Annotated in this window: 18 protein-coding genes and 1 pseudogene; 7 read left to right on the forward strand and 12 right to left on the reverse strand. The window is 73.4% G+C overall.

The features are described 5' to 3' along the window. Positions 1-22: 22 nt before the first annotated feature. From Saso_RS28470 to Saso_RS28485, 4 genes are read right to left on the reverse strand one after another with little or no spacing between them, the layout of a single operon-like run. Complete coding sequence (locus tag Saso_RS28470) at positions 23-802, reverse strand: CDP-alcohol phosphatidyltransferase family protein (protein ID WP_189928058.1); 780 nt, start codon at positions 800-802, stop codon at positions 23-25. Beyond that, positions 780-1,841 (reverse strand): iron-containing alcohol dehydrogenase family protein, encoded by a 1,062-nt coding sequence (locus Saso_RS28475; RefSeq protein ID WP_189928060.1) that lies wholly within the window; start codon positions 1,839-1,841, stop codon positions 780-782. Before Saso_RS28475 ends, Saso_RS28470 begins: the two co-directional genes overlap by 23 nt. Next, positions 1,829-2,581 (reverse strand): phosphocholine cytidylyltransferase family protein, encoded by a 753-nt coding sequence (locus Saso_RS28480; protein WP_189928061.1) that lies wholly within the window; start codon positions 2,579-2,581, stop codon positions 1,829-1,831. The genes Saso_RS28475 and Saso_RS28480 overlap by 13 nt, the downstream gene beginning before the upstream one ends. Then, entirely contained in the window at positions 2,578-4,431 is a 1,854-nt protein-coding gene (locus tag Saso_RS28485) for a DUF5941 domain-containing protein (RefSeq protein ID WP_189928062.1), read from the reverse strand. Before Saso_RS28485 ends, Saso_RS28480 begins: the two co-directional genes overlap by 4 nt. An 833-nt stretch (positions 4,432-5,264) precedes the next feature. On the opposite strand from Saso_RS28485, the gene Saso_RS28490 reads away from it, so the two are divergent. Both Saso_RS28490 and idi read left to right on the forward strand, forming a co-directional pair. Then, positions 5,265-6,206, forward strand: a complete 942-nt coding sequence (locus Saso_RS28490) for a cation diffusion facilitator family transporter (RefSeq protein WP_189928063.1) — start codon at positions 5,265-5,267, stop codon at positions 6,204-6,206. A 189-nt stretch (positions 6,207-6,395) separates the two neighbouring features. After that, positions 6,396-6,989, forward strand: coding sequence for an isopentenyl-diphosphate Delta-isomerase (gene idi / locus Saso_RS28495; RefSeq protein ID WP_189928064.1), 594 nt, complete (start codon positions 6,396-6,398; stop codon positions 6,987-6,989). 3 nt (positions 6,990-6,992) lie between these two features. Here idi and Saso_RS28500 read toward each other — a convergent pair whose 3' ends face one another. Then, positions 6,993-7,511 (reverse strand): ATP-binding protein, encoded by a 519-nt coding sequence (locus Saso_RS28500; RefSeq protein ID WP_189928065.1) that lies wholly within the window; start codon positions 7,509-7,511, stop codon positions 6,993-6,995. 334 nt (positions 7,512-7,845) lie between these two features. On the opposite strand from Saso_RS28500, the gene Saso_RS28505 reads away from it, so the two are divergent. Together Saso_RS28505 and Saso_RS28510 are read left to right on the forward strand one after the other, a co-directional pair. After that, a complete protein-coding gene (locus Saso_RS28505; RefSeq protein ID WP_189928066.1) occupies positions 7,846-8,595 on the forward strand; it encodes an enoyl-CoA hydratase/isomerase family protein in 750 nt (249 codons plus the stop codon). A 93-nt stretch (positions 8,596-8,688) separates the two neighbouring features. Further along, positions 8,689-11,118 (forward strand): Tex family protein, encoded by a 2,430-nt coding sequence (locus Saso_RS28510; RefSeq protein WP_189928067.1) that lies wholly within the window; start codon positions 8,689-8,691, stop codon positions 11,116-11,118. Between the two features lie 205 nt (positions 11,119-11,323). On the opposite strand, the gene Saso_RS28515 is transcribed toward Saso_RS28510, so the two are convergent. Then, on the reverse strand, positions 11,324-12,964 hold the full coding sequence (locus Saso_RS28515; RefSeq protein WP_189928069.1) for an ABC-F family ATP-binding cassette domain-containing protein: 1,641 nt from the start codon (positions 12,962-12,964) through the stop codon (positions 11,324-11,326). 93 nt (positions 12,965-13,057) lie between these two features. On the opposite strand from Saso_RS28515, the gene Saso_RS28520 reads away from it, so the two are divergent. Next, positions 13,058-14,023: an FAD-dependent oxidoreductase gene (locus tag Saso_RS28520; protein ID WP_189928071.1), complete on the forward strand. Its 966-nt coding sequence runs from the start codon at positions 13,058-13,060 to the stop codon at positions 14,021-14,023. A gap of 51 nt (positions 14,024-14,074) precedes the next feature. Here the strand turns inward: Saso_RS28520 and Saso_RS28525 are convergent, their stop codons facing one another. Further along, complete coding sequence (locus Saso_RS28525) at positions 14,075-16,018, reverse strand: Xaa-Pro dipeptidyl-peptidase (protein WP_189928073.1); 1,944 nt, start codon at positions 16,016-16,018, stop codon at positions 14,075-14,077. 201 nt (positions 16,019-16,219) lie between these two features. Between Saso_RS28525 and Saso_RS28530 the strand changes: the two genes are divergently transcribed. After that, a complete protein-coding gene (locus tag Saso_RS28530) occupies positions 16,220-17,710 on the forward strand; it encodes a M1 family metallopeptidase (protein WP_189928075.1) in 1,491 nt (496 codons plus the stop codon). Between the two features lie 58 nt (positions 17,711-17,768). Here the strand turns inward: Saso_RS28530 and Saso_RS28535 are convergent, their stop codons facing one another. After that, positions 17,769-18,743 carry a PfkB family carbohydrate kinase gene (locus Saso_RS28535; RefSeq protein ID WP_229901587.1) on the reverse strand — a complete coding sequence of 325 codons (975 nt, stop codon included), beginning with the start codon at positions 18,741-18,743 and terminating at the stop codon, positions 17,769-17,771. Between the two features lie 5 nt (positions 18,744-18,748). Further along, positions 18,749-19,231, reverse strand: coding sequence for a macro domain-containing protein (locus Saso_RS28540; protein ID WP_189928078.1), 483 nt, complete (start codon positions 19,229-19,231; stop codon positions 18,749-18,751). An 89-nt stretch (positions 19,232-19,320) separates the two neighbouring features. Here Saso_RS28540 and Saso_RS28545 point away from each other — a divergent pair, with 89 nt between their 5' ends. Continuing rightward, on the forward strand, positions 19,321-20,076 hold the full coding sequence (locus tag Saso_RS28545; RefSeq protein WP_189928186.1) for a MerR family transcriptional regulator: 756 nt from the start codon (positions 19,321-19,323) through the stop codon (positions 20,074-20,076). 69 nt (positions 20,077-20,145) lie between these two features. Here the strand turns inward: Saso_RS28545 and Saso_RS28550 are convergent, their stop codons facing one another. The 3 genes and pseudogenes from Saso_RS28550 to Saso_RS28560 all read right to left on the reverse strand — a co-directional run. Further along, positions 20,146-22,341, reverse strand: coding sequence for a 3-hydroxyacyl-CoA dehydrogenase NAD-binding domain-containing protein (locus Saso_RS28550; protein ID WP_189928080.1), 2,196 nt, complete (start codon positions 22,339-22,341; stop codon positions 20,146-20,148). 41 nt (positions 22,342-22,382) lie between these two features. Next, positions 22,383-23,597 (reverse strand): acetyl-CoA C-acetyltransferase, encoded by a 1,215-nt coding sequence (locus Saso_RS28555; RefSeq protein WP_189928188.1) that lies wholly within the window; start codon positions 23,595-23,597, stop codon positions 22,383-22,385. A 129-nt stretch (positions 23,598-23,726) separates the two neighbouring features. Further along, positions 23,727-24,845, reverse strand: a pseudogene (locus Saso_RS28560) (CaiB/BaiF CoA transferase family protein); the annotation flags it as partial. Positions 24,846-24,925: the final 80 nt, after the last annotated feature.

The raw sequence follows: 24,925 nt of genomic DNA on the forward strand, positions 1-24,925 counted from the left end.
GCGCCGACCTTCACCGGCGCGCTCACTTCAGCCTGCTCGACGCGAGGATGGACACCAGGTGCAGCAGGGTCTGGAGCAGCGCGATGCCGGCCAGTACGGCGACACCGAGCCGGGAGAAGAACAGGTCGCCGCGGACCTGGTCGACGACGGCCAGGACCAGGATCAGCAGCGACGCCTCGATCCCGAGGATCAGCCGGTGGAACTGGAGCGCCGAGGCGGCCCGGCGGGCCAGCGCCATGCCCGAGGAGCGCGGTTCGGACGCCGACTCCTTGACCGGCGGCAGTCCGCCCTGGTGCCGGGCGACACCGACGAGGTCGGTCTCCGCCTTGATCAGGATCGCGCCGAGCGCGGCCAGCGTGCCGAGGAACGCCCAGAGCCAGTCGATGCGGCCGCTGCCCCACGGGTCGGCGGCGCGCAGGCCGAAGCCGACGAGCACGGCGGCGTCGGTGAGGTACGCCCCGACCCGGTCCAGGTAGACCCCGCCGAGGGAGTACTGCTTCTTCCAGCGGGCGATCTCGCCGTCGACGCAGTCCAGCAGCAGGTACATCTGGACGCAGACGACACCGAGGACGGCGCCCGTGATCCCCGGCACCAGCAGCGCCGGGGCGGCGAGCACGCCGAAGACGGTCATCAGGTACGTGAGCTGGTTGGGCGTGACCCTGGTGTTCACCAGGTAGCGGTCGACCCGCAGGGACACCTCACGCATGTAGAGGCGTCCCATCCAGTGCTCACCGCTGCGCCGGTCCTTCACCCCCGGAGGGTGGACGACCGGTCTGAGTTCAGCTACCGATGGCCTTGACATAGTCGGCGTAGATGTCCTTGATCTGCTCGGTCTTGAGGTCGAGGTGTTCGATGATCGTGTAACGGCCGGGCCGGGTCTCGGGGGCGAACTCCACGGCGCGGACGAACTCGTCCACCGTGAAGCCGATGTCCGTCGGCAGGACCGGCAGTCCGTGCCGTCGCAGCACCTGGGCCATGTAGGCCGACTCCTCGTGGGCTCCGCGCAGGTACATCGCGAAGGCCGCGCCGAGTCCGCACTGCTCGCCGTGGGCGGCTGCCCGCTTGGGGAAGAGCAGGTCGAAGGCGTGGTTGATCTCGTGGCAGGCGCCGGAGGACGGGCGGGAGTCGCCCGACACCGACATGGCGATGCCGCTCAGCACGAGCGCCTCGGCCAGCACCTGGAGGAAGTCGGTGTCCCCGATGCTGCCCGGGTGGCGCAGCACCGCCTCGCCGGCCTGGCGGGCGATCGCGGCGGCGAGGCCGTCGATCTTCTCGCCCTTGACCCGGTTGGCGAGCTCCCAGTCCGCGATGGCGGAGATGTTGGAGACGGCGTCGCCGATGCCGGCCCGTACGTAGCGCACCGGGGCCTCGCGGATGACGTCGAGGTCGATCACGACGGCGATCGGGTTCGGCACCCCGTAGGAGCCGCGCCCGGCGTCGTTGTCGAGGGTGGCGACCGGGGAGCACAGGCCGTCGTGGGCGAGGTTCGTCGGCACGGCGACCAGGGGCAGGCCCACCCGCGCCGCGGCGAACTTGGCGCAGTCGATGATCTTGCCGCCGCCCAGGCCGACGACCGCGTCGAAGTGCCCGGCCTTTATGTCGGCGGCCAGCCGGACGGCGTCGTCGAGGGTGCCGCCGCCGACCTCGTACCAGGTGGCGCCGGGCAGGGCCGGGGTGAGGCGCTCGCGCAGCCGGGCGCCCGAGCCGCCGCTGACGGCGAGGGCGAGCTTGCCCGAGTGCGAGATGCGCTCGTCGGCGAGCACCCCGACCAGGTCGTCGAGGGCACCCGGGCGGATGTCCACGACGACCGGCGAGGGGATCAGCCGGGTCAGTACTGGCACGCGATCTCCCGTCCACGGGCGAGATCGTCGTGGTTGTCGATCTCGACCCACTCGACGTCGCCGATCGGCGCCACGTCGATCCGGAAGCCGCGGTTCACGAGCTCCTGGTAGCCGTGCTCGTAGAACTGCTGCGGGTCGGTCTCCCACACGGTCCTGAGCGCGTCCGCCAGCTCGGGGGCCGCGTCGCCCTCGATCAGGGTGACGCCGATGTACTCGCCGGTCGCCTCGGCGGGGTCCATCAGCTTGGTGATCTTCGTCATGCCCTTGGCGGGGTCGACGACGACCTTCATCTCCTCGTCCGCGAGGGACTTCACGGTGTCCAGCGCGAGGATGATCCGCCGGCCCTCACCGCGGGCGGCGAGCAGCGTCTTCTCCACGGAGACCGGGTGCACGGTGTCGCCGTTGGCGAGGATCACCCCGTCCTTGAGGGCGTCACGGCCGCACCACAGGGAGTAGGCGTTGTTCCACTCCTCGGCCTTGTCGTTGTCGATGAGGGTCAGCTTGAGGCCGTACTTCGCCTCCAGCGCCGCCTTGCGCGCGTACACGGCCTCCTTGCGGTAGCCGACGATGACCGCGACCTCCGTCAGACCGATCTCGGCGAAGTTGCCGAGCGTCAGGTCGAGCACCGTGGGCTCGCCCTCTATGCCCGCGGGCCCCACCGGCACCAGCGCCTTCGGCAGGCTGTCGGTGTAGGGGCGCAGACGCCGTCCGGCGCCGGCCGCCAGCACGAGGCCGATCATGCGGGTTCTCCTTCATCGTGTACGGAAGGGGCGCCTGCCCGGTGGGCGGCGACCCAGAAGCGGATGCTCTCGACGAGCACCACGACGGCGACGGCCACGGCGAGGACCGTGAGCGCGACCGTGAACTGCGAGGCGGTGAGCGCCACGGCCAGCACGGCGACGAGCAGCGTGCGCCCGTCCTGGCCCCCGATGGCGCGCACCAGCCAGGCCGGCGGCGCTCCGGCGTCGCCGCGGATGCGGTACACCGTGTCGTAGTGATGGTAGGCGACGGCGGCGACCAGTCCGAAAGCCGCGGGAAGGGCCCCGTCGGCCCCGGCCTTGGCGGCGAGGATCAGGACCGTGCAGTACTCGCCGGCCCGGAAGAGCGGCGGGACCAGCCAGTCGAGGGCGCCCTTGAGGGGGCGGGCGACGGCGTCGGCGCAGAGCAGGACGTACAGGACGGCGGCCAGCAGGAGCGAGAAGCCCGGCCCGTCGAACGCGGCCGCGAGCACCAGCAGGACGACGCCGGCGGACGCGCCGAGCGGCGCCGGGATGCGGATGCCGGCCGGGAGCCTGCGGGCCAGCAGCTCGGTGAGCGGGCCGCTGTCCGCGAGGTCCGCCAGCGCCTGCGCCGCCCGGTCCGTACGCCGGGCCTTGCGGGTGAGCGAGCGCAGGACCCGGCCCGCCGTGGTGTAGGTCGCGGCGAACGCGCAGCCGACGAGCAGCGCGTAGAAGGTGATGCGGGGGGTGGTGGCAGCGGTGAGAACGGCGATCATGGCCCATCGTTCGCCGATGGGCAGGACTATCATCCGCCGCACCCAGACGGTCCAGCCGACGCTGTCGAGCTTGTCGGAGAGGGCCGCGGTGGGGCTGGTGTTGGCGGTGGCGTCGTGGTTGGCCTCGTTGAAGGAGAAGTCCACGACGTGCCGGCAGGTCTGGAGGACCATGGCGCCGAGCGCCAGGGCCCATACGTCGTCGCCGCCCCGGGCGGCGCCGAGCGCGAGGCCCGCGTAGTAGGCGTACTCCTTGGCGCGGTCGAAGGTGGCGTCGAGCCAGGCGCCGAGGGTGGAGTACTGGAGGGAGTACCGGGCGAGCTGGCCGTCGGTGCAGTCCAGGACGAACGACGCGATCAGCAGGACGCCTGCCGCGACGAAGCCGCCCCGGGTGCCGGTGGCCGCGCAGGCCGCCGCGATCAGCGCGGTGATCAGCGAGGCGGTGGTGACCTGGTTCGGGGTGAGGCCGCGGCGGGCGCACCAGCGGGCCAGGTAGCGCGAGTACGGGCTGATGAAGTGGGTGGTGAAGAAACCGTCGCGGGCCTTGACGGCCGACTTCAGGCGGACGGCCTCGTCGTCGACGGCGGCGACGGCCTGCCGTGCCTCGTTGCGGGCCTGGGGGTCGGCCGGGACCTCCGCGACCAGGCTGCCCAGCTCGGGGCGGTGCACGTCGGCGCCGTCCGCGTCGAGGGCGGTGACGATCCGGTCGGCGAGGCTGTCGACGTCCTCCACGCCGGCCGCCGCCCGCGCGGGGGCGCTGCCGTGGGCGGCACTGCCAGGGGCGGCACTGCCGCTCGCCGAGTTCTCCCGGGCGATCGCGCGGGTCAGGGCCTGACGGCCGGCCGGCTGAGCGGTGACCGCTCCCGGGATCGCGGCGATCGGGAAGCGGGGATCGGTGAGACCGAGACGCAGCGCGTGCTCGTGGCCCACGAAACGCGCGTCCACGACGGCGACGCGCAGGTCTCCGGGGACGGCGGCGAGGAGGGCCTCGGCTTCACCGGCGTCGGAGGCGGTCCGGACGTCGAAGCCGAGGGACCGCAGGTCGCCCTCGATCGACGATCCGGGAACCGGCGAGCCGGTGAGGATGGCGGTCGGCAACCGAACTCACTCCCTGGGTCCGGCGCGTGCACGCCGGTCATGTACATGGTGGAGGCGCCCCTGGGCCGCACCGGCGACCTCACCGGTGGCCGCGCCAGGCGGGCGGCATGTCGGCAGAGGCTATCGGATGCCGGGAAGGCCGTGTTCACCGCCCGTTCAGGCACGATCGACGTGCATCCGGCAGCACGACCCGGACCCGTCCGGACCGTCCTCGCCGCGATCATCATCGGTGATCGGCGGCCCGGGCGACAAACCGCACCCCCCGGGATCCGACATCCCAGGACATAGCCCACCCCGCCACGGGGCCCGCCCCAGCGCGGGCGCCGACGGGGCCGGGAGGCCGGGGGCACGGGCCCGACGCGGGCCGGGGAGCCCGGCGCACGGGCCCGACACGGGGCCGGGGAGCCCGGCGCACGGGCGCGACGCGGGGCCGGGGCACGGGCCCGGACACGGGCCGGGAGGCCCGGGGCACGGGCCCGGGCCGAGAGGGCCGGGGCGCGGGCCCGACGCGGGCCGGGCAGCCCGGCGCCCGGGCGCGGACACGGGCCGAGAGGCCCAGGGCACCGGGCACGGGGCACGGCGGGCGGGCGCGGGCCCGGGGCACGGTGGGGCGGGCTCCCGGCGCCGGCCGGTGCGCGGGACGTGTGACGGGACGGTCGTGCCGCTTCCCCGGGCATGGCCGGGACTCCTCTGACCTGCGGTTCGTTTGCGCAGGTCAGGGCATATGACAACGGTGTTCAGTGCCGCGTTGCCGGATACCCCCCACCCGTAGTTGACTGTGGTCCCGGGGCAGAACGCGACGGCCCGCGACGGACCACAGAAGGGCTGCTTCCATGGGGGCTGGGCACGACCACGGCCATACGCACGCGCACGTGCCGGCCAGCGGTACGGCCGCGGCGGCGTACCGGGGCAGGCTGCGCACCGCGCTGTCGATCACCCTCGGCGTCATGGTGGTCGAGATCGTCGGCGGGGTGCTCGCCGACTCCCTCGCGCTGGTCGCGGACGCGGCGCACATGGCGACGGACGCGCTGGGTCTCGGCATGGCGCTGCTCGCCATCCACTTCGCCAACCGCCCGCCGAGCGAGAACCGCACCTTCGGGCTGGCCCGCGCCGAGATCCTGGCCGCCCTGGCGAACTGTCTGCTGCTGCTCGGGGTCGGCGGTTACGTCCTGTACGAGGCCGTCCAGCGGTTCTTCACGCCGGCGGCCACCGAGGGCGGGCTGATGATCTGGTTCGGCGCGATCGGCCTGGTGGCGAACATGGTCTCCCTGTCGCTGCTCATGCGCGGCCAGGCGGAGAGCCTGAACGTGCGCGCGGCCTTCCTGGAGGTGGCGGCCGACGCGCTGGGCTCGGTGGCGGTGCTGATCTCCGCGGTGGTGATCCTCACCACCGGCTGGGAGGCCGCCGACCCGATCGCCTCGCTCGTGATCGGCCTGATGATCGTGCCGCGGACCGTGAAGCTGCTGCGCGAGACACTGGACGTGCTGCTGGAGTCGGCCCCCAAGGACGTCGACATGGCGGAGGTGCGGTCCCACGTCCTCGCCCTCGACGGGGTGGAGGACATTCACGACCTGCACGCGTGGACGATCACCTCCGGGATGCCGGTGCTGTCGGCGCACGTGGTGGTCCGCTCGGACGTCCTGAACGCGATCGGCCACGAGAAGATGCTGCACGAGCTCCAGGGCTGCCTGGGCGACCACTTCGACGTCGAGCACTGCACCTTCCAGCTGGAGCCGATCGGCCACGCGGAGCACGAGGCGCGGCTCTGCCACTGAGCCCGGGCGGCCGCGGTCCGGCCCGGTCCGCACAGGCGTTCCGGACGGTTCCCCGTGCCCGGCGCCGGGCAAGATCAGCTGGCGGGGGCCCCTGCCGGGCGCGGAACATGCGCGCTTTCGTGTGAAGTGCCGGGAGTGCCGGACGCGTACGGCAGACTGGGGACGCGAGGACCGATGTTAAGGATGGGTATGCCGATCACACCTGCCACCGCGACACACACGTCGTCGAACGGCACCGCGGACGCGATCTTGCTGGAGCTGGTCGACGAGGACGGCGTCACGATCGGCACCGCGGAGAAGCTCGCCGCCCATCAGCCGCCGGGACAGCTGCACCGCGCCTTCTCGGTGTTCCTCTTCGACGAGCGCGGACGGCTGCTGCTCCAGCAGCGGGCGCTCGGCAAGTACCACTCCCCCGGCGTGTGGTCCAACACCTGCTGCGGTCACCCCTACCCCGGTGAGGCGCCGTTCGCGGCGGCGGCGCGGCGCACCTTCGAGGAGCTGGGGGTCTCCCCCACGCTGCTCGCCGAGGCGGGCACGGTCCGCTACAACCACCCGGACCCCGACTCGGGCCTGGTGGAGCAGGAGTACAACCACCTCTTCGTCGGGCTGGTGCAGTCGGCGCCGCGGCCGGACGCGGACGAGGTCGGCGACACGTCCTTCGTGACACCCGCCGAGCTGGCGGAGCTGCACGCGAAGGGCACGTTCTCCTCCTGGTTCATGACCGTGCTCGACGCGGCGCGCCCGGCGGTCAGAGAACTGACGGGGCCCTCGGCGGGCTGGTGACCCTCAGGGCACCCGCGCGGGCTTGAGCGGCAGTGCGGCCCAGACCACCTTGCCGCCGCCCGCCGTGTGCTCGATGTCGCAGACCCCGCCCGCCTCACGCGTGATCTCGCGCACCAGGAGCAGGCCACGGCCGCCCGTGCGGCCGTGGTCGGTCTCCAGGGCGGTGGGGCGGTAGGGGTGGTTGTCCTCGACGGCCACCCGCACCCACTCGGCCCCGACGGCGACCTCCACGGCGAGGACCGGCGAGAGCACCGCCGCGTGCCGCACGGCGTTGGTCACCAGCTCGGAGACGATCAGCAGGAGCCCCTGGGCGAGGTCGTCGGAGACCGGCACGCCCTGGCGGTACAGCAGATCGCGCACCGCGTGCCGCGCCTGGGGGACCGAGGCGTCCACGGCGGACGCGGTGAACCGCCAGACACCTTCGTAGGGCAGCTGCCGCGGCACGGTTCCCGCGCCGGGTTCGGGGGCCTCGCCCGGGGCGCCCTCCGGGCGTGGGTCGGGCCCGCGCCCCTGATCGTCCATTGTCCGGTCGCCACCCTCGCGCTCGATTGTCGCCACACGGGAAGTGTTGGCAACGACACACCCCGTCCCGGATGACTGAACAGAAGTCAGCGGTTATCGAGCGTTTTCGACCGGATGCGTAAGCAGAAGTCGACCGGAGGATCGCTCCTGTCTGTTTCGCGCCGCCTTCGCGCACTCTTCGGGTTGTACGCGTTCGGCGGCGCCGCTCCTCCCCTTTGCGGCCCTTCGCGTCCTTTGCGCCCCTCCACAGCACTCGGCCCTCCCGAGGCCCCACCGCACCCGGTGGCACCGGCCGCCGTGATCAGGGCGGCGCCCGGTGGTTAGCATCCGGGGCATGGAGCCCGAACTGCTGCACGGCGTCACCGACGCGGTCGCCACCGTCGTCCTGCACCACCCGGCGAAGCGCAACGCCATGACGGCCGCGATGTGGGCGGGGCTGCCCCCGCTGCTCGACGCGCTGGCCGCCGACCCCGCCGTGCGGGCCCTGGTGCTGACCGGCGCCGGCGGCACCTTCTGCGCGGGAGCCGACATCTCCACGCTCCAGGGGTCGCCCGAGGAGGCGCAGGCCCTGGCGGCGCGGGCCGAGGAGGCCGTGGCGGCGTTCCCGAAGCCGACCCTGGCCGCGGTGCGGGGACACTGTGTCGGCGGCGGCGCCCAGCTGGCCGCCGCCTGCGACCTGCGGTTCGCCGAGGAGGGCGCGCTGTTCGGCGTGACGCCGGCCAGGCTCGGGCTCGTCTACCCGTCCACCGCGACCCGCCGGCTGGTGTCCCTGGTGGGCCCGGCCACCGCCAAGTACCTGCTGTTCTCGGGCGAGTTGATCGACACGGAGCGCGCCCTGCGCACCGGCCTCGTGGACGAGGTGCTGCCCGCCGACGGACTCGACGAGCGCGTCGCGGAGTTCACCCGCGTGCTGGTGTCCCGCTCCCAGCTGACGCAGGCCGCCGCGAAGGAGTTCGCCGACGGGCGTGTGGACCGCGACGCCCACTGGAACGCGCAGGCGCGGGGCAACGGCGACACCACCGAGGGCGTCACCGCGTTCCTGGAGCGCAGGGAGCCGCGCTTCACCTGGACCACGTCCGGCTGAGAGCCCGGCCGACGGCCGCGCCCTGATCCCCGGGTGTCGGTGCGACCTGCCACAATTGCGGCGCAACCCCAGTGGAGAAGGCGGTACGGGATCGTGACGACACCCGGGTCCATCGAAGTAGTGTCCATCGAAGACAGGATCGCCCAGGAACTCGGCGTACGGCAGCGGCAGGTCAAGGCCGCCGTGGAGCTGCTCGACGGCGGCTCGACGGTGCCCTTCATCGCGCGCTACCGCAAGGAAGCGACCGAGATGCTCGACGACGCGCAGCTGCGCACGCTCGAGGAGCGGCTGCGCTACCTGCGGGAGCTGGAGGAGCGGCGGACGGCGGTCCTGGAGTCGGTGCGTGAGCAGGGCAAGCTCACCGACGCGCTGCGGGCGCAGATCCTGGGCGCGCAGACCAAGGCGCGGCTGGAGGACATCTACCTGCCGTACAAGCCCAAGCGGCGCACCAAGGCGCAGATCGCGCGCGAGGCCGGTCTGGGACCCCTCGCCGAGGGGCTGCTCGGCGACCCGGCGGTCGACCCGCTCGCGGCGGCCGCCGCGTTCGTCGACGCGGACAAGGGCGTCGCCGACCCGCAGGCCGCGCTCGACGGCGCGCGGGCCATCCTCACCGAGCGGTTCTCCGAGGACGCCGACCTGATCGGCGAGCTGCGCGAGCGCATGTGGACCCGCGGGCGGCTCGCCGCCAAGGTGCGCGAGGGCAAGGAGGAGGCGGGCGCGAAGTTCGCCGACTACTTCGACTTCGCCGAGCCGTTCACCGCCCTGCCCTCGCACCGGGTCCTCGCGATGCTGCGCGGCGAGAAGGAGGAGGTCCTCGACCTCGTCCTGGAGCCCGAGGAGCCGTCCGAGCAGCCCGGACCCTCGTCGTACGAGGGCATCGTGGCCGGCCGGTTCGGCATCGCCGACCGGGGCCGTCCGGGGGACAAGTGGCTCGCGGACACGGTCCGCTGGGCCTGGCGCACCCGCCTCCTCGTCCACCTCGGCATCGACCTGCGGCTGCGGCTGCGGACGGCCGCCGAGGACGAGGCGGTCGACGTCTTCGCCGCCAACCTGCGCGACCTGCTGCTCGCCGCCCCGGCCGGCACACGCGCGACGCTCGGCCTGGACCCCGGCTTCCGCACGGGCGTGAAGGTCGCCGTCGTCGACGCGACCGGCAAGGTCGTCGTCACGGACGTGATCCACCCGCACGTCCCGGCGAACCGGTGGGACGAGGCGATCGCCAAGCTGGCCCGGCTGGCCCGGGAGCACGCGGTCGACCTGGTCGCCATCGGCAACGGCACGGCGTCCCGCGAGACCGACAAGCTCGCCGGTGAGCTGATCACGAAGCACCCCGAGCTGAAGCTCACCAAGGTGATGGTGTCCGAGGCGGGCGCCTCCGTGTACTCGGCCTCCGCGTTCGCCTCGCAGGAGCTGCCCGACATGGACGTGTCGCTGCGCGGCGCCGTGTCGATCGCGCGCCGGCTCCAGGATCCGCTCGCCGAGCTGGTGAAGATCGACCCGAAGTCGATCGGTGTCGGCCAGTACCAGCACGACCTGTCCGAGGTGAAGCTGTCGCGCTCGCTGGACGCGGTGGTGGAGGACTGTGTGAACGGCGTGGGTGTGGACGTCAACACGGCTTCGGCGCCGCTGCTGTCCCGGGTGTCCGGGATCTCCTCGGGTCTCGCCGAGAACATCGTGGCCCACCGGGACGCCAACGGGCCCTTCGGCTCCCGCTCCGAGCTGAAGAAGGTGGCCCGCCTCGGCCCCAAGGCGTACGAGCAGTGCGCCGGCTTCCTGCGCATCCGGGGCGGCAGCGACCCGCTGGACGCCTCCAGCGTGCACCCGGAGGCGTACCCGGTGGTGCGCCGGATGGTGAAGACCTCCGGGCAGGAGGTGGCGTCCCTGATCGGCAACACCGGCGTGCTGCGCTCGCTGCGGCCGACGGAGTTCGTGGACGACACGTTCGGTCTGCCGACCGTCACGGACATCCTCAAGGAGCTGGAGAAGCCCGGGCGTGACCCGCGGCCCGCGTTCAGGACGGCCACCTTCAAGGAAGGCGTGGAGAAGATCTCCGACCTGGCCCCGGGGATGGTCCTGGAGGGCGTCGTGACGAACGTGGCGGCCTTCGGGGCGTTCATCGACGTCGGTGTCCACCAGGACGGTCTGGCGCACGTGTCCGCGCTGTCGAAGACCTTCGTCAAGGATCCGCGGGAGGTCGTCAAGCCCGGTGACATCGTCAAGGTGAAGGTCATCGACGTCGACATCCCGCGCAAGCGGATCTCGCTGACGCTCCGGCTGGACGACGAGGCCTCCCCGCAGGGGGGCCAGGGCTCCGGCGGCGGCCGTCCGCAGCGCGGCGGCGGACGTCCGCCTCAGCAGCGGCAGCAGGGCGGCCAGCGCGGCGGGGGCGGCGGGCAGCGCGGCGGGACCGGCGGCGGTGGAGGCGGCGGCGGTTCGCGTCAGGCTCCCGCGCCGTCCAACAGCGCGATGGCCGACGCCCTGCGCCGGGCCGGCCTCGTCGACCCGAAGAAGGGCGGGCGCTGACGGGACACCGGCCAGGGCCCGCTCCGGCGGGCCGGGAAGCCCTCGCGGGCACCCGGTCCGCACCCGACCGGTGGACCCCCGTGGCCCGTGCGCAGCCCTGAGCCCACACGGAACGGCCCGCCCCGCGCGACGCGGGGCGGGCCGGATCCGTTGCGGCGCCCGGACGGGCGGGCATGCTGCCCCGCCCGGCGACCGCGCCGGCGTCCTACCGCTCCGTCACCTTGCCGTCGGCGACCTCCAGGCGGCGGGTGACCTGGACCGCGTCCAGCATGCGCCGGTCGTGGGTGACCAGCAGCAGGGTGCCCTCGTAGGCGTCGAGGGCCGACTCCAGCTGCTCGATGGCCGGGAGGTCCAGGTGGTTCGTCGGCTCGTCGAGGACCAGCAGGTTGACGCCCCGGCCCTGGAGCAGCGCGAGCGCGGCACGGGTGCGCTCGCCCGGTGACAGGGTGGCCGCGGGCCGCATGACGTGGTCCGACTTCAGGCCGAACTTGGCCAGCAGGGTGCGCACCTCGACCGGTTCGGTGTCGGGCACGGCCGCACGGAACGCGTCCAGCAGGGCCTCGGAGCCGTGGAAGAGCTGCCGCGCCTGGTCCACCTCGCCGACCAGGACGCCCGAGCCCAGCGAGGCCTGTCCGGCGTCCAGCGGGATCCGGCCGAGGAGCGCGCTGAGGAGCGTCGACTTCCCCGCGCCGTTCGCGCCGGTCACCGCCACGCGGTCGGCCCAGTCGATCTGGAGGGACACCGGCCCGAAGGTGAAGCCCTCGCGCCGCACCTCGGCCTCGCGCAGGGTGGCGACCACGGCGCCGGAGCGCGGGGCGGCCGCGATCTCCATGCGCAGTTCCCACTCCTTGCGCGGCTCCTCGACGGTCTCCAGGCGTTCGATCATGCGCTGGGTCTGCCGGGCCTTCGCGGCCTGCTTCTCGCTGGCCTCGCTGCGGAACTTGCGGCCGATCTTGTCGTTGTCGTTGCCCGCCTTGCGGCGGGCGTTCTTCACGCCCTTGTCCATCCAGGAACGCTGGGTCTGCGCACGGTCCTGGAGGGCCGCCTTCTTGTCGGCGTACTCCTCGAAGTCCTCGCGGGCGTGCCGGCGGGCCGTGTCCCGCTCCTCCAGGTAGGCGTCGTAGCCGCCGCCGTAGAGGTTGACCTGCTGCTGGGCGAGGTCGAGTTCGAGGACCTTGGTGACGGTGCGGGTGAGGAACTCGCGGTCGTGGCTGACGACGACGGTGCCGGCCCGCAGACCGGTCACGAAGCGTTCGAGGCGCTCCAGGCCGTCGAGGTCCAGGTCGTTGGTCGGCTCGTCGAGGAGGAAGACGTCGTAGCGGGACAGGAGCAGGGAGGCGAGGCCCGCGCGGGCGGCCTGTCCGCCGGACAGCGAGGTCATCGGCTGGTCGAGGTCGATCCCGAGGCCGAGGGAGTCGGCGACCTCCGCGGCGCGTTCGTCCAGGTCGGCGCCGCCCAGGTCGAGCCAGCGTTCCAGGCTCGTCGCGTACGCGTCGTCGGCTCCGGGCGCGCCGTCCACCAGGGCCTGGGTGGCCTCGTCCATGGTGCGCTGGGCCTCGGCGACGCCGGTGCGGCGGGCGAGGAACTCGCGCACGCTCTCACCGGGGCGGCGCTCCGGTTCCTGGGGCAGATGGCCGACGGTGGCGTTCGGCGAGGAGAGCCGGAGCTCGCCCTGCTCGGGCGTGCTGAGCCCGGCGAGCAGCTTCAGCAGGGTGGACTTGCCCGCGCCGTTGGCGCCGACGAGCCCGATCACGTCCCCGGGGGCGACGACGAGGTCGAGCCCGGAGAAGAGGGAGCGGTCGCCGTGGCCGGCGGCGAGGTTCTTGGCGACGAGGGTGGCAGTCATCAGGTCGTAGATCCTAGTGGCCGTGGCGGGGTGCGGTGCCGCGGGACCGTCCGTCGCCTCGCCCTGCCGTGCGCGCTCCGTTACCGTCCGGCCGTGGACACTCGGTGGAACAGCGATGTGATCGTGGTCGGCGGCGGGGTCATCGGGCTGACGACGGCCCTCGCGCTGGCCGAAGGCGGCTCGCGGGTCCGGGTCTGGACCCGCGAGCCGGTCGAGCGGACCACCTCGGCCGTGGCCGGTGCGCTGTGGTGGCCGTACCACATCGAGCCCGAGGCGTCGGCGCGGGCCTGGGCGCTGAGCTCGCTGGAGGTCTACGAACGGCTGGCCGCACGGCCCGCGCAGACCGGTGTGCGGCTGGTCGAGGGGGTCCTCGGCGAGACGGATCCGGCGGAGGTCGAGGGCTGGGCGGCTGGCCGGCTGACGGGTCTGCGCAGCTCCACGGCGCGCGAGTACGGCGCGGGGACGGGCGTGCGGTTGCGGCTGCCGCTGATCGACATGGCGGTGTTCCTGCCCTGGCTCCGGCAGCGGCTGCGCCTCGCGGGCGGCACGGTCGAGGAGCGCACGGTCGCCGATCTCGCCGAGGCCGAGGCCGCGGTGGTGGTCAACTGCACGGGGCTCGGCGCCCGGGAACTGGCGGCGGACGCGTCGGTGCGGCCCGTGCGGGGGCAGCTCGTCGTCGTGGAGAACCCGGGCCTCGACACCTGGCTCGTCTCGACGGGCCCGGACGGTGAGATGGCCTACCTGTTCCCGCACGCGGGGCGGCTGCTGCTGGGCGGCACCGCGCAGGACGGGATCTGGTCGCTGGAGCCCGACCCGGAGGTGGCCGAGGCGATCGTGCGGCGCTGTGCCGCCCTGCGGCCGGAGGTCGCCGGGGCGCGGATCCTGGAGCACCGGGTGGGGCTGCGGCCGGTCCGGGACGCGGTCCGGCTGGAACGGGCGGAGCTGCCCGACGGACGGCCGGTGGTGCACCACTACGGGCACGGCGGGGCGGGCGTCACCGTGGCGTGGGGGTGCGCGCGGGAGGCGGCCGCGCTGGTGCGCGCGGCCGCCTCCGGCTGATCCGGCCGCGGTGCGGCCGGGGTCGGTCCTACGGGACGCGGTACGGCGGTCCTACGGGACGCGGTACGTGCGGTGCGGTGTCCCGACGCCGTCCAGCGGCCGGGATCCGGGGGCGGCCGGTGCCGCTCCCGCCGTGGCGCGGGCGAAGGCGTCGGCGCCTCCGGCCAGGGGGACCCGGGCGGAGGTGCGGGCCAGGTCCAGGGTGAGGGTCGGGGTGTCGGCGGGCGGATCGATGAGGTCCTTGTCGGTGCCCGCGACGATCAGCGCGAGCCGGTGACCGGCGGGGAAGACGTGGTCGGTGGCCGCCAGGTCGAGGGTGAGGGTGTAGGCCCTGCCCGGGGTGAGCGGGACGCCGTGGCCCGGGTCGGCAGAGGTGCCGAGGTCGGCCCAGCCCCGGCTGACGACTGTCTGCGCCACGTCGGCGGTCTTCGCCGCCGTGTTCTTGAAGCAGGCGCTGTCGCCCGCCGTGCTCGCGCCCCAGCAGCTGCGGTCGGTGAGGGTGGTGATGCCCTCGCCGCTCGCGGCGTAGTCCCGGACGGTGTCGGGTCCGAGATCGACGAGGACGGCCGTGAGGTGGGCCGTCGCCGTCGTGGGCGTGGCGGTGACGGTGACCTCGGAGGAACCGGACAGACGCAGGTCGCGGCGGAGGGGCGCGGTGACGAACCCGGCCTTGTCGGGGGTCGGGGTGTCGATCCGCGCGGCCCAGTCGCTCTCGCTCAGCCGCGGGTCGTCGGTGAAGGCGGCGGTGCCGGTGCCCCTGCGCAGTCCGAGGGTGCCGACGCCGGGCCGGTCGCCGGTGGAGGGACGCAGGGTCGCGTTCCGGGTGCCGTGCGGCGGCCACACGGCGGAGGTGGCCCACTGGTCAGGGTGGCGTTCGATGTCGGCCATGGGCTCGCGGTCGATGCCGTTGTCGTAGCCGAGCAGTTCGTGGTCGAACCAGCGGTGCAGGGTCTCCACCCAGGCCGAGCGGCGGAAGTCGAAGGGGTCGACGTGGCCGGTCTGGGAGAGCCAGATCTTGCGGGTGACGCCGTTCTTCGCGAGGGCGTCCCACCACCGGCCGACGTGCGCGGTGCGGACGTTGAGGTCCTGGAGGCCGTGGACGAGGAAGACGCTGGCCTTCACCTTGCGCGCGTCCTTGACGTAGTCGCGTCCGGCCCACAGCGGTGTCAGGTCACCGGTGCGCGGCGCCCCGTCGACGAGCCGCTGCTGGACCGCGGCGCACCCGGCGCGGGCCGCGGGGCTCTCGACGTAGTCGGAGAGCCAGTCGGGCCCGGAGTCGTAGAGCGGGGCGCCCTGGGAGAAGTAGTAGTCGTACCAGGTGGAGATGGCGGAGATCGGGACGATGGTCCTCAGGCCCTTCACCCCGGTGGCGGCCACCCCGTTGGCTATGGTGCCGTCCCAGCTCTTGCCGATCATGCCGGTTCTGCCGTCGGTCCAGTCCGCCTCGGCGGTGGTGGTGCCGGTGCGGGTGGTGTAGGCCCTGGCGCGGCCGTTGAGCCAGTCGACGACGGCCTTGGCGGAGCGGATGTCGGAGGGGCCTCCGACGTCGACGCAGCCGTCGGAGCGGTTGGTGCCGGCCAGGTCGACACCGACGAAGGCGTAGCCGCGCGGCACGAAGTAGTTGTCGTAGAAGAGCGGCATCCCGACGATGTCGCCGTCGGCGTCGTAGGTCTTGCGCTGGCTCTCGTTGCCGCGTCCGCAGCAGGAGTAGTAGGGGCTGGCGTCCATGATGACGGGCACCTTGCGGCCCCGGGCGGCGGCCTCGCGGGGGCGCACGATGTCGACGGCGACGCGGTCCGCCCTGCCGTCTGCGTCGCCGTCGAGCCCGGTGTCCACCCAGACGGCCTCCCGGACGGCGTTCTCGTAGGAGTAGACGGGACGGCTCTCGCGCGGGGCGCCGTGTGCCGCTCCCGGGGTGAGGAAGACGGCCACCAGCAGGGTGACGGCGGCGGTCGCCAGCGGTCTCCAGATCGTGAAGCGCATGCGTGTCGACATGCGCGGGACGGTACCGGGGCCGACTCCCGTGCAGAAGAGGGCCGTTGCGGGCCCCCGGTGGCCGGAACACGCCCCTGCGGCGGGGCCGACCATGACGGCCGAATGGCGATCGTGTGACAGGAGCGGCGGTGGGCAGGTCCTGGGGCACAGGGAGTCAATAGGCTCCGAACAGACCGTGCGACCCTACGACTTGGAGCTTCCGTGCACCGCAGAATCATCGCGCCGGGCGCACTCGCTGCCGCGTCCGTCCTGCTGGCGATCCCGGCATCGGCCGCGAGCGCCTCCCCCGGCGCCCCGGGTATCGGCGACCCCTACTACCCGGCGTACGGCAACGGCGGATACGACGTCTCCCACTACGACCTGCGGCTGAAGTACCAGCCGGCCACGGACGAGCTGGAGGGGACGGCGACGATCCTGGCGCGGACCACGCAGGACCTGTCCCGGTTCGACCTGGACTTCCTGCTGGACGTGAGCGAGGTGCGCGTCGACGGCGCCAAGGCGGCGTTCACGACCTCGGGCGAGCACGAGCTGGAGATCACCCCCGCAACGCCGCTGGCCAAGGGGGCGGCGGTGACGGTGGTGGTGCGCTACCGCGGGATCCCCTCCTCGAAGCAGGCGTACGGCTTCACCAGCTGGCACCGCACCCCGGACGGCGGGGTCGGCGCCAACGAGCCCGAGTCGGCCTGGTGGTGGTTCCCCAGCAACGACCACCCGCTCGACAAGGCCACCTACGACGTCTCGGTGCTGGTGCCCGACGGCTCCCAGGCCATCTCCAACGGCACGCTCCAGTCGACGAGTTCACGGCTCGGCTGGACCCGCTGGAACTGGCGTTCCGCCAAGCCCCAGGCGACCTACCTGGCCACGCTCGCCGTCGGGAGGTTCGACGTCACCACCGGCACGAGCGAGAGCGGCATCCCGGTCGTCAACGCGTACAGCAAGGACCTGGGCGGCAACGCCGGGGCGGCGCGGGCGAGCGTGGAGCGCACCGGGGAGATCGCCGACTGGCTGAGCGGGTACTTCGGGCCCTATCCCTTCGACGCGCTCGGCGGGTACGTGCCGAACACGACCACCGGGTACGCGCTCGAGACGCAGACCCGGCCCTTCTACAGCCCCCGGCAGTTCGCGAACGGCTCCAACGTCTCCGTGGTCGTGCACGAGCTGGCCCACCAGTGGTACGGCGACGACGTGTCCGTGGCCGGGTGGAAGGACATCTGGCTCAACGAGGGCTTCGCCCGGTACGCGCAGTGGCTGTGGTCCGAGCACGAGGACGAGGGGACGGCGCGGGAACTCGCGGACTACGTCTACGCCTCGCATCCGGCGGACGACGCCTTCTGGACCGTGCGGCCGGGCGACCCGGGCGCGGCGAACCAGTTCGACATCGCCGTCTACGACCGAGGCGCGCTGGCCGTCCAGGCGCTGCGCGAGGAGATCGGCGACGACGCGTTCTTCGCGGTGCTGAAGGGCTGGCCGCGCGAGCGCGCGTACGGCAACGCGAGTGTCGCCGACTTCCGGGCGTACGCCGAGCGGATCTCCGGCAGGCAGCTGGGCGCCCTGTTCGACACCTGGCTGTTCCAGCCCGTCAAGCCGGCCGCGCCGGCGGCGCGTACCTCCTTCGCGAAGGCGTCGGCGGCTCCCGTGCAGCCGAAGTCCTGGAAGAAGATCGCGGCGACGAACGGTGTGCACGCGCACTGAACGTCGCCGGCGCACGGGGGCCGGGTACTTCCGGCCCCCGTTCCGGTCCGGGCAGGCGCTACCGGCCGCTGGCCGCGGCCCGGGCCAGGAGCGCGTCACGCGGCAGCGCGGCGCTCTGCGTGGCGGGCACCGTGCACGCGTACGCCCCGGCCAGCGCGCCGAACCCGGCGCACCGCAGGGGCGGTTCGCCGCTCAGGCGGCCGAAGAGGAAGGCGGCCGCGAAGGCGTCGCCCGCGCCGTTGGAGTCGACCACCGGTCCCGGGGGCACGGCGGCCGGGACATGGGTGATCTCGCCGTCGGCGAGCAGCTGGGCGCCCTTCGCGCCGGCCGTGGCGACGACGACTTCGGCGCGGCCCCGCTCGGCGATGCGGCGCATGGTGGCCTCCGGGTCGGCCAGCGCGGCCACCGAGACGAAGACGACGTCCGCCTCCCGGGCGAAGGCCTCGTGGTAGGGGTTCTCCCCGTCCCAGTTGTGCAGGTCGGTGGAGATGCCGACGCCCGCCTCGCGCAGGACGGGCAGGGCCTCGGCACAGGGGTGGGTGATGGACACGTGCGCGTGGCGGCTCGCGGCGGCCAGGGCGCGCAGGGTGTCCGCCGGGAAGCGGTCGTCCGGGCGCCCGCGGCTGTTGTCGTACAGCGACAGGCGCCGGCCGTCCGGGCCGACCAGGTTGACCGCGCGCTTGGTGCCCGCGGGCTGCGGGACGGTGGTGAGGGCGATGCCCTTGTCCCGGTGCAGGGCGCGGACCAGGTCCCCTTCGGGGTCGTCGCCCAGGAAGTCGAGGTGATGGACGTCCAGGCCCAGGGCGGCCAGGCCCAGGGCGACGAAGTCGCCGGTCTGTCCGGCGCGGGCGCGGATCCCGCCGTCGATCATGTAGCTGTCTGCGTACGGGAGAGGCAGCTCCGGCACGTGGACGATCGTGTCCACGCCCGCCCCGCCCAGGACGAGGACGTCGAAGGCTCCGGGGTCGCCGGAACGTCCGGCCGCCGTCCCGGCCCCTGCGGAGCTGTCGTGGTTCCCGCTGTCGGCGTGCATGAGCGCTACCCCTCCCCGTGGTCGTACACCGTGACCGCCACGCCCCGCTCCACCAGCCGCCCGGTGACGAGCGGTTCGACGCGGGACCACTTGCCACCGGCCAGCCCGCAGCCTATCCGGGGCATGTGCACCGACGCGCCGAGGGAGATCGCGTGGTCGGCGAGGCGGGCCAGGGCCGTGTCGACGGCCGGGTAGCGCACGGGAACCCCCTTGCTGCCCGTCCGGGTGCCGTGCTGTCCGATCATGTTGGCGACCCAGACGTCCTGCTGGACCCGGACGAGTTGGAGGGCGCCCAGGGCGAAGTCGTTCGAGGCGCGCCCGCGGTGCCAGGCGCGGTAGGCGGCCTCGGGCTCCGGCCAGCGGCGGGAGAGCGCCAGGACGAACCCCTTGCCCCATCCCCCGAGGTCGTTGCAGACGTGGGCGATCACCTTGGCGCCCTTCACCGACGGGACGGTGGCGTCGCCCCGGACGTACGTGATCTCCGGCATGCCGCCACCGTAGACGACGGCACCGACAGCGGCCGGGGCCCCGGACCGAGCGGTTTGTCATCACCGGTGTGACAGCGATACTGCTGCACATGACGATCGAGACCGAGGAGCCGGCCCTCACGGTCGACGAGCTCGCCGCCCGCGCGGGCGTCACGGTACGGACGGTGCGCTTCTACGGGACCAAGGGGCTGCTGCCTCCGCCGGTGATCGGCCCGCGCCGGGTGGGCCACTACGGCGCGGGGCATCTCGCGCGCCTGGCGCTGATCGAGGAGCTGCGGCGGCAGGGCCTGACGCTGGCGGCGATCGAACGCTATCTGGACCGGCTGCCGCCCGGACTCGACGCGCACGACCTCGCCGTGCACCGCGCGGTGGTGGCCTCGTGGGCGCCGGACGCCGTGGAGACGGTGGGGCGTGAGGAACTCGGGCGGCGGGCGGGGCGGCCGCTGGGCCCGCAGGACGTGGACCGCCTCACCGCGATGGGCGTGCTGGAGGTGGCCGACGGGGACGCGGACGGAGCCGGAGAGGGCGACGAAGGCGGCGAAGGCGTCTACCGGGTCGACGCCGGGCTGCTGAGGCTGGGCGTGCGGCTCCTCGACGTGCCGTTGTCGCCGGAGGCGATCCGCGCCGCCCGGACGGTTCTCCTCGACCACGCGCGCGCCGCGGCCCACGAGTTGTCGCGGATGCTGCGCGAGGAGGTGCCGCAGGGCGACGCGCAGGCGGTCAGGTCGTTGTCGGCGCACATGCAGCCCCTGGTCGTCCAGGCGCTGCTGACGGCGTTCCAGCGGTCGCTGACGGACGAGCTGCGGGAGTGGCTCGGGGAGCCGCCCGCGGACGGCTCCCGCTGACGGAACCCGGTGACGGACCCCCTCGCCGGGCCCGCCCGCGCCGGTACCGGCGCGGGCGGGCCCGGCGGTTCAGCGGCCGTCGGTGAAGGTCTCGCCCTTCTCCGCCTTGTCGACCAGCAGCGCGGGCGGGGTGAAGCGGTCGCCGTAGCGCTCGGCGAGCTGACGCGCGCGTGCCACGAATCCGGGGAGCCCGGTGCCCACCCCGTCCTCGCCCTGGTAGCCGTTGATGTACTGGAGGACCCCGCCGGTCCAGCCGGGGAAGCCGATGCCGAGGAGCGAGCCGATGTTGGCGTCCGCGACGGAGGTCAGGACGCCCTCCTCGAGGAGCTTGACGGTGTCGAGGGCCTCGGCGAACAGCATCCGTTCCTGCATGTCCCGGAAGGGGATCCGGGCGTCCGCGCGCGTGAAGTGCTCGCGCAGGCCCGGCCAGAGCCCGGCCCGCGCGCCGTCCTCGCCGTACTCGTAGAAGCCGGCTCCGCCGCTGCGGCCGGTGCGGCCGAACTCGTCGACCATGCGGTCGATGACGGCCTCCGCGGGGTGCCCCGGCCAGACACCGCCCGCCTCCTCCACGGCCCTGCGGGACTCGTTGCGGATCTTGCGCGGGAGGGTGAGCGTGAGTTCGTCCATCAGGGACAGGACCTTGGCCGGGTAGCCCGCCTGCGCGGCCGCCTGCTCCACCGACGCGGGCTCGATGCCCTCGCCGACCATGGCCACGCCCTCGTTGATGAAGTGGCCGATCACCCGTGAGGTGAAGAAGCCGCGCGAGTCGTTGACGACGATCGGCGTCTTCCTGATCTGGCGGACCAGGTCGAAGGCGCGCGCGAGCGCCTCGTCGCCGGTGCGCTCGCCCTTGATGATCTCGACGAGCGGCATCTTGTCCACGGGCGAGAAGAAGTGCAGTCCGATGAAGTCGTCCTGGCGCTGGACGCCCTCGGCGAGGGCCGTGATCGGCAGGGTGGAGGTGTTGGAGCACAGCAGGGCGTCCGGGGCGACGACCTGCTCGATCTCCTGGAACACCTTGTGCTTGAGGGAGGTGTCCTCGAAGACGGCCTCGATCACCGCGTCGCAGCCGGCCAGGTCCTGGGGGTCCGCGGTGGGCGTGATGCGGGCGAGCAGCGCGTCGGCCTTCTCCTGGGTCGTACGGCCCCGGGCCACGGCCTTGGCGCACAGCTTCTCGGAGTAGCCCCGGCCCTTGACGGCGGCCTCCAGGGAGACGTCCTTGAGGACGACGTCGATGCCGGCGCGGGCGCACGAGTAGGCGATGCCCGCTCCCATCATCCCGGCGCCGAGGACGGCCACCCTGCGCACCTGGCGGGGTGCGACGCCCTTGGGGCGGCTGACGCCGGAGTTGACGGCCTGGAGGTCGAAGAAGAACGCCTGGATCATGTTCTTCGACGTCTGTCCGGCGGCCAGCTCGACGAAGTAGCGGGCCTCGATGACCTGGGCGGTCTCGAAGTCCACCTGGGCGCCCTCGACGGCCGCGGCGAGGATGCTGCGCGGCGCCGGGTAGGGGGCGCCGTTGGTCTCCTTGCGCAGACTGGCCGGGAAGGCGGGCAGGTTGGCGGCGAACCGGGGGTTCGACGGGGTGCCGCCGGGGATGCGGTAGCCCGGCCGGTCCCAGGGCTGCTGCGACTCGGGGTGGGCGTCGATGAAGGCACGGGCCTTGGCCAGCAGGTCGTCGGGCGAGTCGGCGACCTCGTCGACGAGGCCGTTCTCCAGGGCCCGCCGCGGGCTGTACTTGGTGCCCTTGAGGAGGACCTTCAGGAGCGCGTCGGTGATGCCCAGCAGCCGGACGGTGCGTACGACGCCGCCGCCCCCGGGCAGCAGGCCGAGGGTGACCTCGGGGCAGCCGATCTTCGAACCGGGCGCGTCCAGGGCGACGCGGTGGTGGCAGGCGAGGGCCAGCTCGTAGCCGCCGCCGAGGGCCGCGCCGTTCAGGGCGGCGACGACGGGCTTGCCGAGGGTCTCGATGCGGCGGAGGTGGCGCTTGATCTCCAGCCCGCCGTCCAGCAGTTCCTGGGCCGTGCCGGGGGTGACGCGGATGAGGTCGCGCAGGTCGCCGCCCGCGAAGAAGGTCTTCTTCGCGGACGTGAGGATGACACCCCGGACGGAGTCCTTCTCGGCCTCCAGGCGGTCGGTGACCGCGGCGAGGGAGGCGCGGAAGGCCGCGTTCATGGTGTTCGCGGACTGGTCGGGGTCGTCGAGGACGAGGGTGACGAGCCCGGTGCGGTCCTGTTCCCAGCGGATGGTGGTGCTCTGTGTCATGACGGGGTCTCCGTTGAAGTCTGTGGGTTCCGCTGGGGTGGTCAGACGCGCTCGACGACGGTGGCGATGCCCATGCCGCCGCCGACGCAGAGGGTGGCGAGGCCGTACCGCTTGTCCCGGCGCTCCAGTTCGTCGACCAGCGTGCCGAGGATCATCGCGCCGGTGGCGCCGAGCGGGTGGCCGAGGGCGATGGCGCCACCGTTGACGTTGACCTTGTCCAGGGACAGGCCCATGTCCTTGACGAAGCGCAGGACGACCGCGGCGAACGCCTCGTTGATCTCCACCAGGTCGATGTCGTCGATGGTCAGACCGGCCTTGGCGAGGGCCTTGCGGGTGGCGGGCGCGGGGCCGGTGAGCATGATCGTCGGCTCGGAGCCGGAGACCGCGGCGGAGACGATCCGCGCGCGGGGGGTGAGCCCGTACCGCTCGCCGACCTCCTTGGAGCCGATGGCGACCAGGGAGGCGCCGTCGACGATGCCGGAGGAGTTGCCCGCGTGGTGGACGTGGTCGATCTTCTCCACCCAGTGGTACTTCTGGAGCGCGACCGCGTCGAATCCGCCCAGTTCGCCGATGTCGGCGAAGGACGGCTTCAGCCTGCCGAGCGAGTCGGCGGTGGTGCCGGGCCGCGGGTGCTCGTCGTGGTCGAGGACGACCAGGCCGCTGCGGTCCTTCACGGGCACCACGGAGCGGTCGAAGCGGCCCTCCTTCCAGGCCGTCGCCGCCCGCTCCTGCGACAGGGCCGCGTACTCGTCGACGTCACGCCGGGAGAAGCCCTCGACGGTGGCGATGAGGTCGGCCCCGATGCCCTGCGGCACGAAGTTGACGGACAGGTTCGTCATCGGGTCGTTGAACCAGGCTCCGCCGTCCGAGGCCATCGGCACCCGGGACATCGACTCCACCCCGCCCGCCAGGACGAGGTCCTCCCAGCCCGATCGGACCTTCGTCGCGGCCAGGTTGACGGCCTCCAGACCCGAGGCGCAGAAGCGGTTCTCCTGCACGCCGGCCACGGTGTCCGGCAGACCGGCCGCGAGGGCGGCGATGCGCGCGATGTCGGAGCCCTGGTCGCCCACGGGACCGACCACGCCGAGCACGATGTCGTCGATGGCGGCCGGGTCGAGGCCGGGGAAACGGCCGCGCAGCTCGTGGATGAGGCCGACGACGAGGTCGATCGGCTTCGTGCCGTGCAGGCCGCCGTCGGCCTTGCCGCGCCCGCGCGGGGTGCGGATCGCGTCGTACACGTACGCTTCGGTGCTCACTGATGGGCCTTTCGGGAGGGTGGGCCGGGCCGGGCGGGGTCGGTCGCCCCGGTGCGGGAGGTCCTTCACAGCGGTGGTCGCGGTGGTCGCGGTGGTCCGGGCGCAGGCCCGCTCCAGGGGGTCCGCCGCCAGGGCCGGTACGTCCCAGTCGTCGGCCACCTCACGCGTGTGGGCGCCGGGGAGCGCGGGCGCGGTGCGGACGGCGGTGGGCGTCGCGGAGAATCGGGGCGCGGGGGCCGGCTGGGTGATGCCGCCGTGTTCGGTGAAGGTGCCGCGGGCGGCCAGATGGGGGTGGTGCGGGGCCTCGCGCAGGGACAGCACGGGCGCCACGCAGGCGTCGGTGCCCTCGAAGACGGCGGTCCACTCGTCCCGGGTGCGGGTCGCGAACCGGGCGGCGACCGCCTCTCGGAGCTCTCCCCAGCGGGTCCAGTCGGTGCGGGCGTCCCGCACGTCAGCGAGGCCGAGGAGGTCCGTGAACCGATCGTAGAACCGGGGTTCCAGGGCGCCGACGGCCATGTACCCGCCGTCGGCGGTCTCGTAGGTGCCGTAGTACGGGCAGCCGCCGTCGAGCAGGTTGGCGCCGCGCCGGTCCTGCCAGCCGCCGGCGGAGAGCATGCCGTGGATCATCGCGGACAGATGCGCGGTGCCGTCGACGATGGCCGCGTCGACCACCTGCCCGACACCGCTCCCGCGCGCGTGGTGCAACGCGGCGAGGACGCCGACGACGAGGTAGAGCGAGCCGCCCGCGTAGTCGCCGAGCAGGTTGGCGGGGACGGGCGGCGGCCGGTCCGGGGCGCCGATGAGGCCGAGGGCGCCGGTGACGGCGATGTAGGAGACGTCGTGGCCCGCGCGGTCGGCGAGGGGGCCGTCCTGGCCCCAGCCGGTCATGCGCCCGTAGACCAGTCGGGGGTTGCGGGCGTGGCACTCCCGCGGGCCGACCCCGAGGCGCTCGGCGACGCCGGGCCGGTTGCCCTCGATGAGCACGTCGGCGCGGGCGGCGAGATCGAGCACGCGCGCGGGGCCGTCCGGGGCCTTGAGGTCGATGATCACCGAGCGCTTGTTGCGGTTGGTGACGTCGTGGGCGGGGTCGATGGACAGGGCGGTGCCGCCGGGCCGGTCCACGCGGACGACGTCGGCGCCGAGGTCGGCCAGCAGCATGGCCGCGAAGGGGCCGGGGCCGATCCCGGCGAGTTCCACCACGCGCACGCCCGTCAGCGGGCCGTGCCCGGCCGTCCGTCCCGTCGTCATCCAGCCCCCTTGCTGTGACACAACCGATGTAACACCAGTGATGCTAAGAACGTGTTCCCATGGGCACAAGAGGTGGGCGA

Origin of the sequence: Streptomyces asoensis, from assembly GCF_016860545.1 — a bacterium.
In the GTDB taxonomy this organism is placed as follows: domain Bacteria; phylum Actinomycetota; class Actinomycetes; order Streptomycetales; family Streptomycetaceae; genus Streptomyces; species Streptomyces asoensis.

What these genes read in the sequence shown, in the direction of transcription:
- Saso_RS28470 (WP_189928058.1), bottom strand. Translation starts at nt 802, where the DNA reads ATGTCAAGGCCATCGGTAGCTGAACTCAGACCGGTCGTCCACCCTCCG.
- Saso_RS28480 (WP_189928061.1), bottom strand. Translation starts at nt 2,581, where the DNA reads ATGATCGGCCTCGTGCTGGCGGCCGGCGCCGGACGGCGTCTGCGCCCC.
- Saso_RS28490 (WP_189928063.1), top strand. Translation starts at nt 5,265, where the DNA reads ATGGGGGCTGGGCACGACCACGGCCATACGCACGCGCACGTGCCGGCC.
- idi (WP_189928064.1), top strand. Translation starts at nt 6,396, where the DNA reads ATGCCGATCACACCTGCCACCGCGACACACACGTCGTCGAACGGCACC.
- Saso_RS28500 (WP_189928065.1), bottom strand. Translation starts at nt 7,511, where the DNA reads ATGGACGATCAGGGGCGCGGGCCCGACCCACGCCCGGAGGGCGCCCCG.
- Saso_RS28505 (WP_189928066.1), top strand. Translation starts at nt 7,846, where the DNA reads ATGGAGCCCGAACTGCTGCACGGCGTCACCGACGCGGTCGCCACCGTC.
- Saso_RS28515 (WP_189928069.1), bottom strand. Translation starts at nt 12,964, where the DNA reads ATGACTGCCACCCTCGTCGCCAAGAACCTCGCCGCCGGCCACGGCGAC.
- Saso_RS28525 (WP_189928073.1), bottom strand. Translation starts at nt 16,018, where the DNA reads ATGTCGACACGCATGCGCTTCACGATCTGGAGACCGCTGGCGACCGCC.
- Saso_RS28535 (WP_229901587.1), bottom strand. Translation starts at nt 18,743, where the DNA reads ATGCACGCCGACAGCGGGAACCACGACAGCTCCGCAGGGGCCGGGACG.
- Saso_RS28540 (WP_189928078.1), bottom strand. Translation starts at nt 19,231, where the DNA reads ATGCCGGAGATCACGTACGTCCGGGGCGACGCCACCGTCCCGTCGGTG.
- Saso_RS28545 (WP_189928186.1), top strand. Translation starts at nt 19,321, where the DNA reads ATGACGATCGAGACCGAGGAGCCGGCCCTCACGGTCGACGAGCTCGCC.
- Saso_RS28550 (WP_189928080.1), bottom strand. Translation starts at nt 22,341, where the DNA reads ATGACACAGAGCACCACCATCCGCTGGGAACAGGACCGCACCGGGCTC.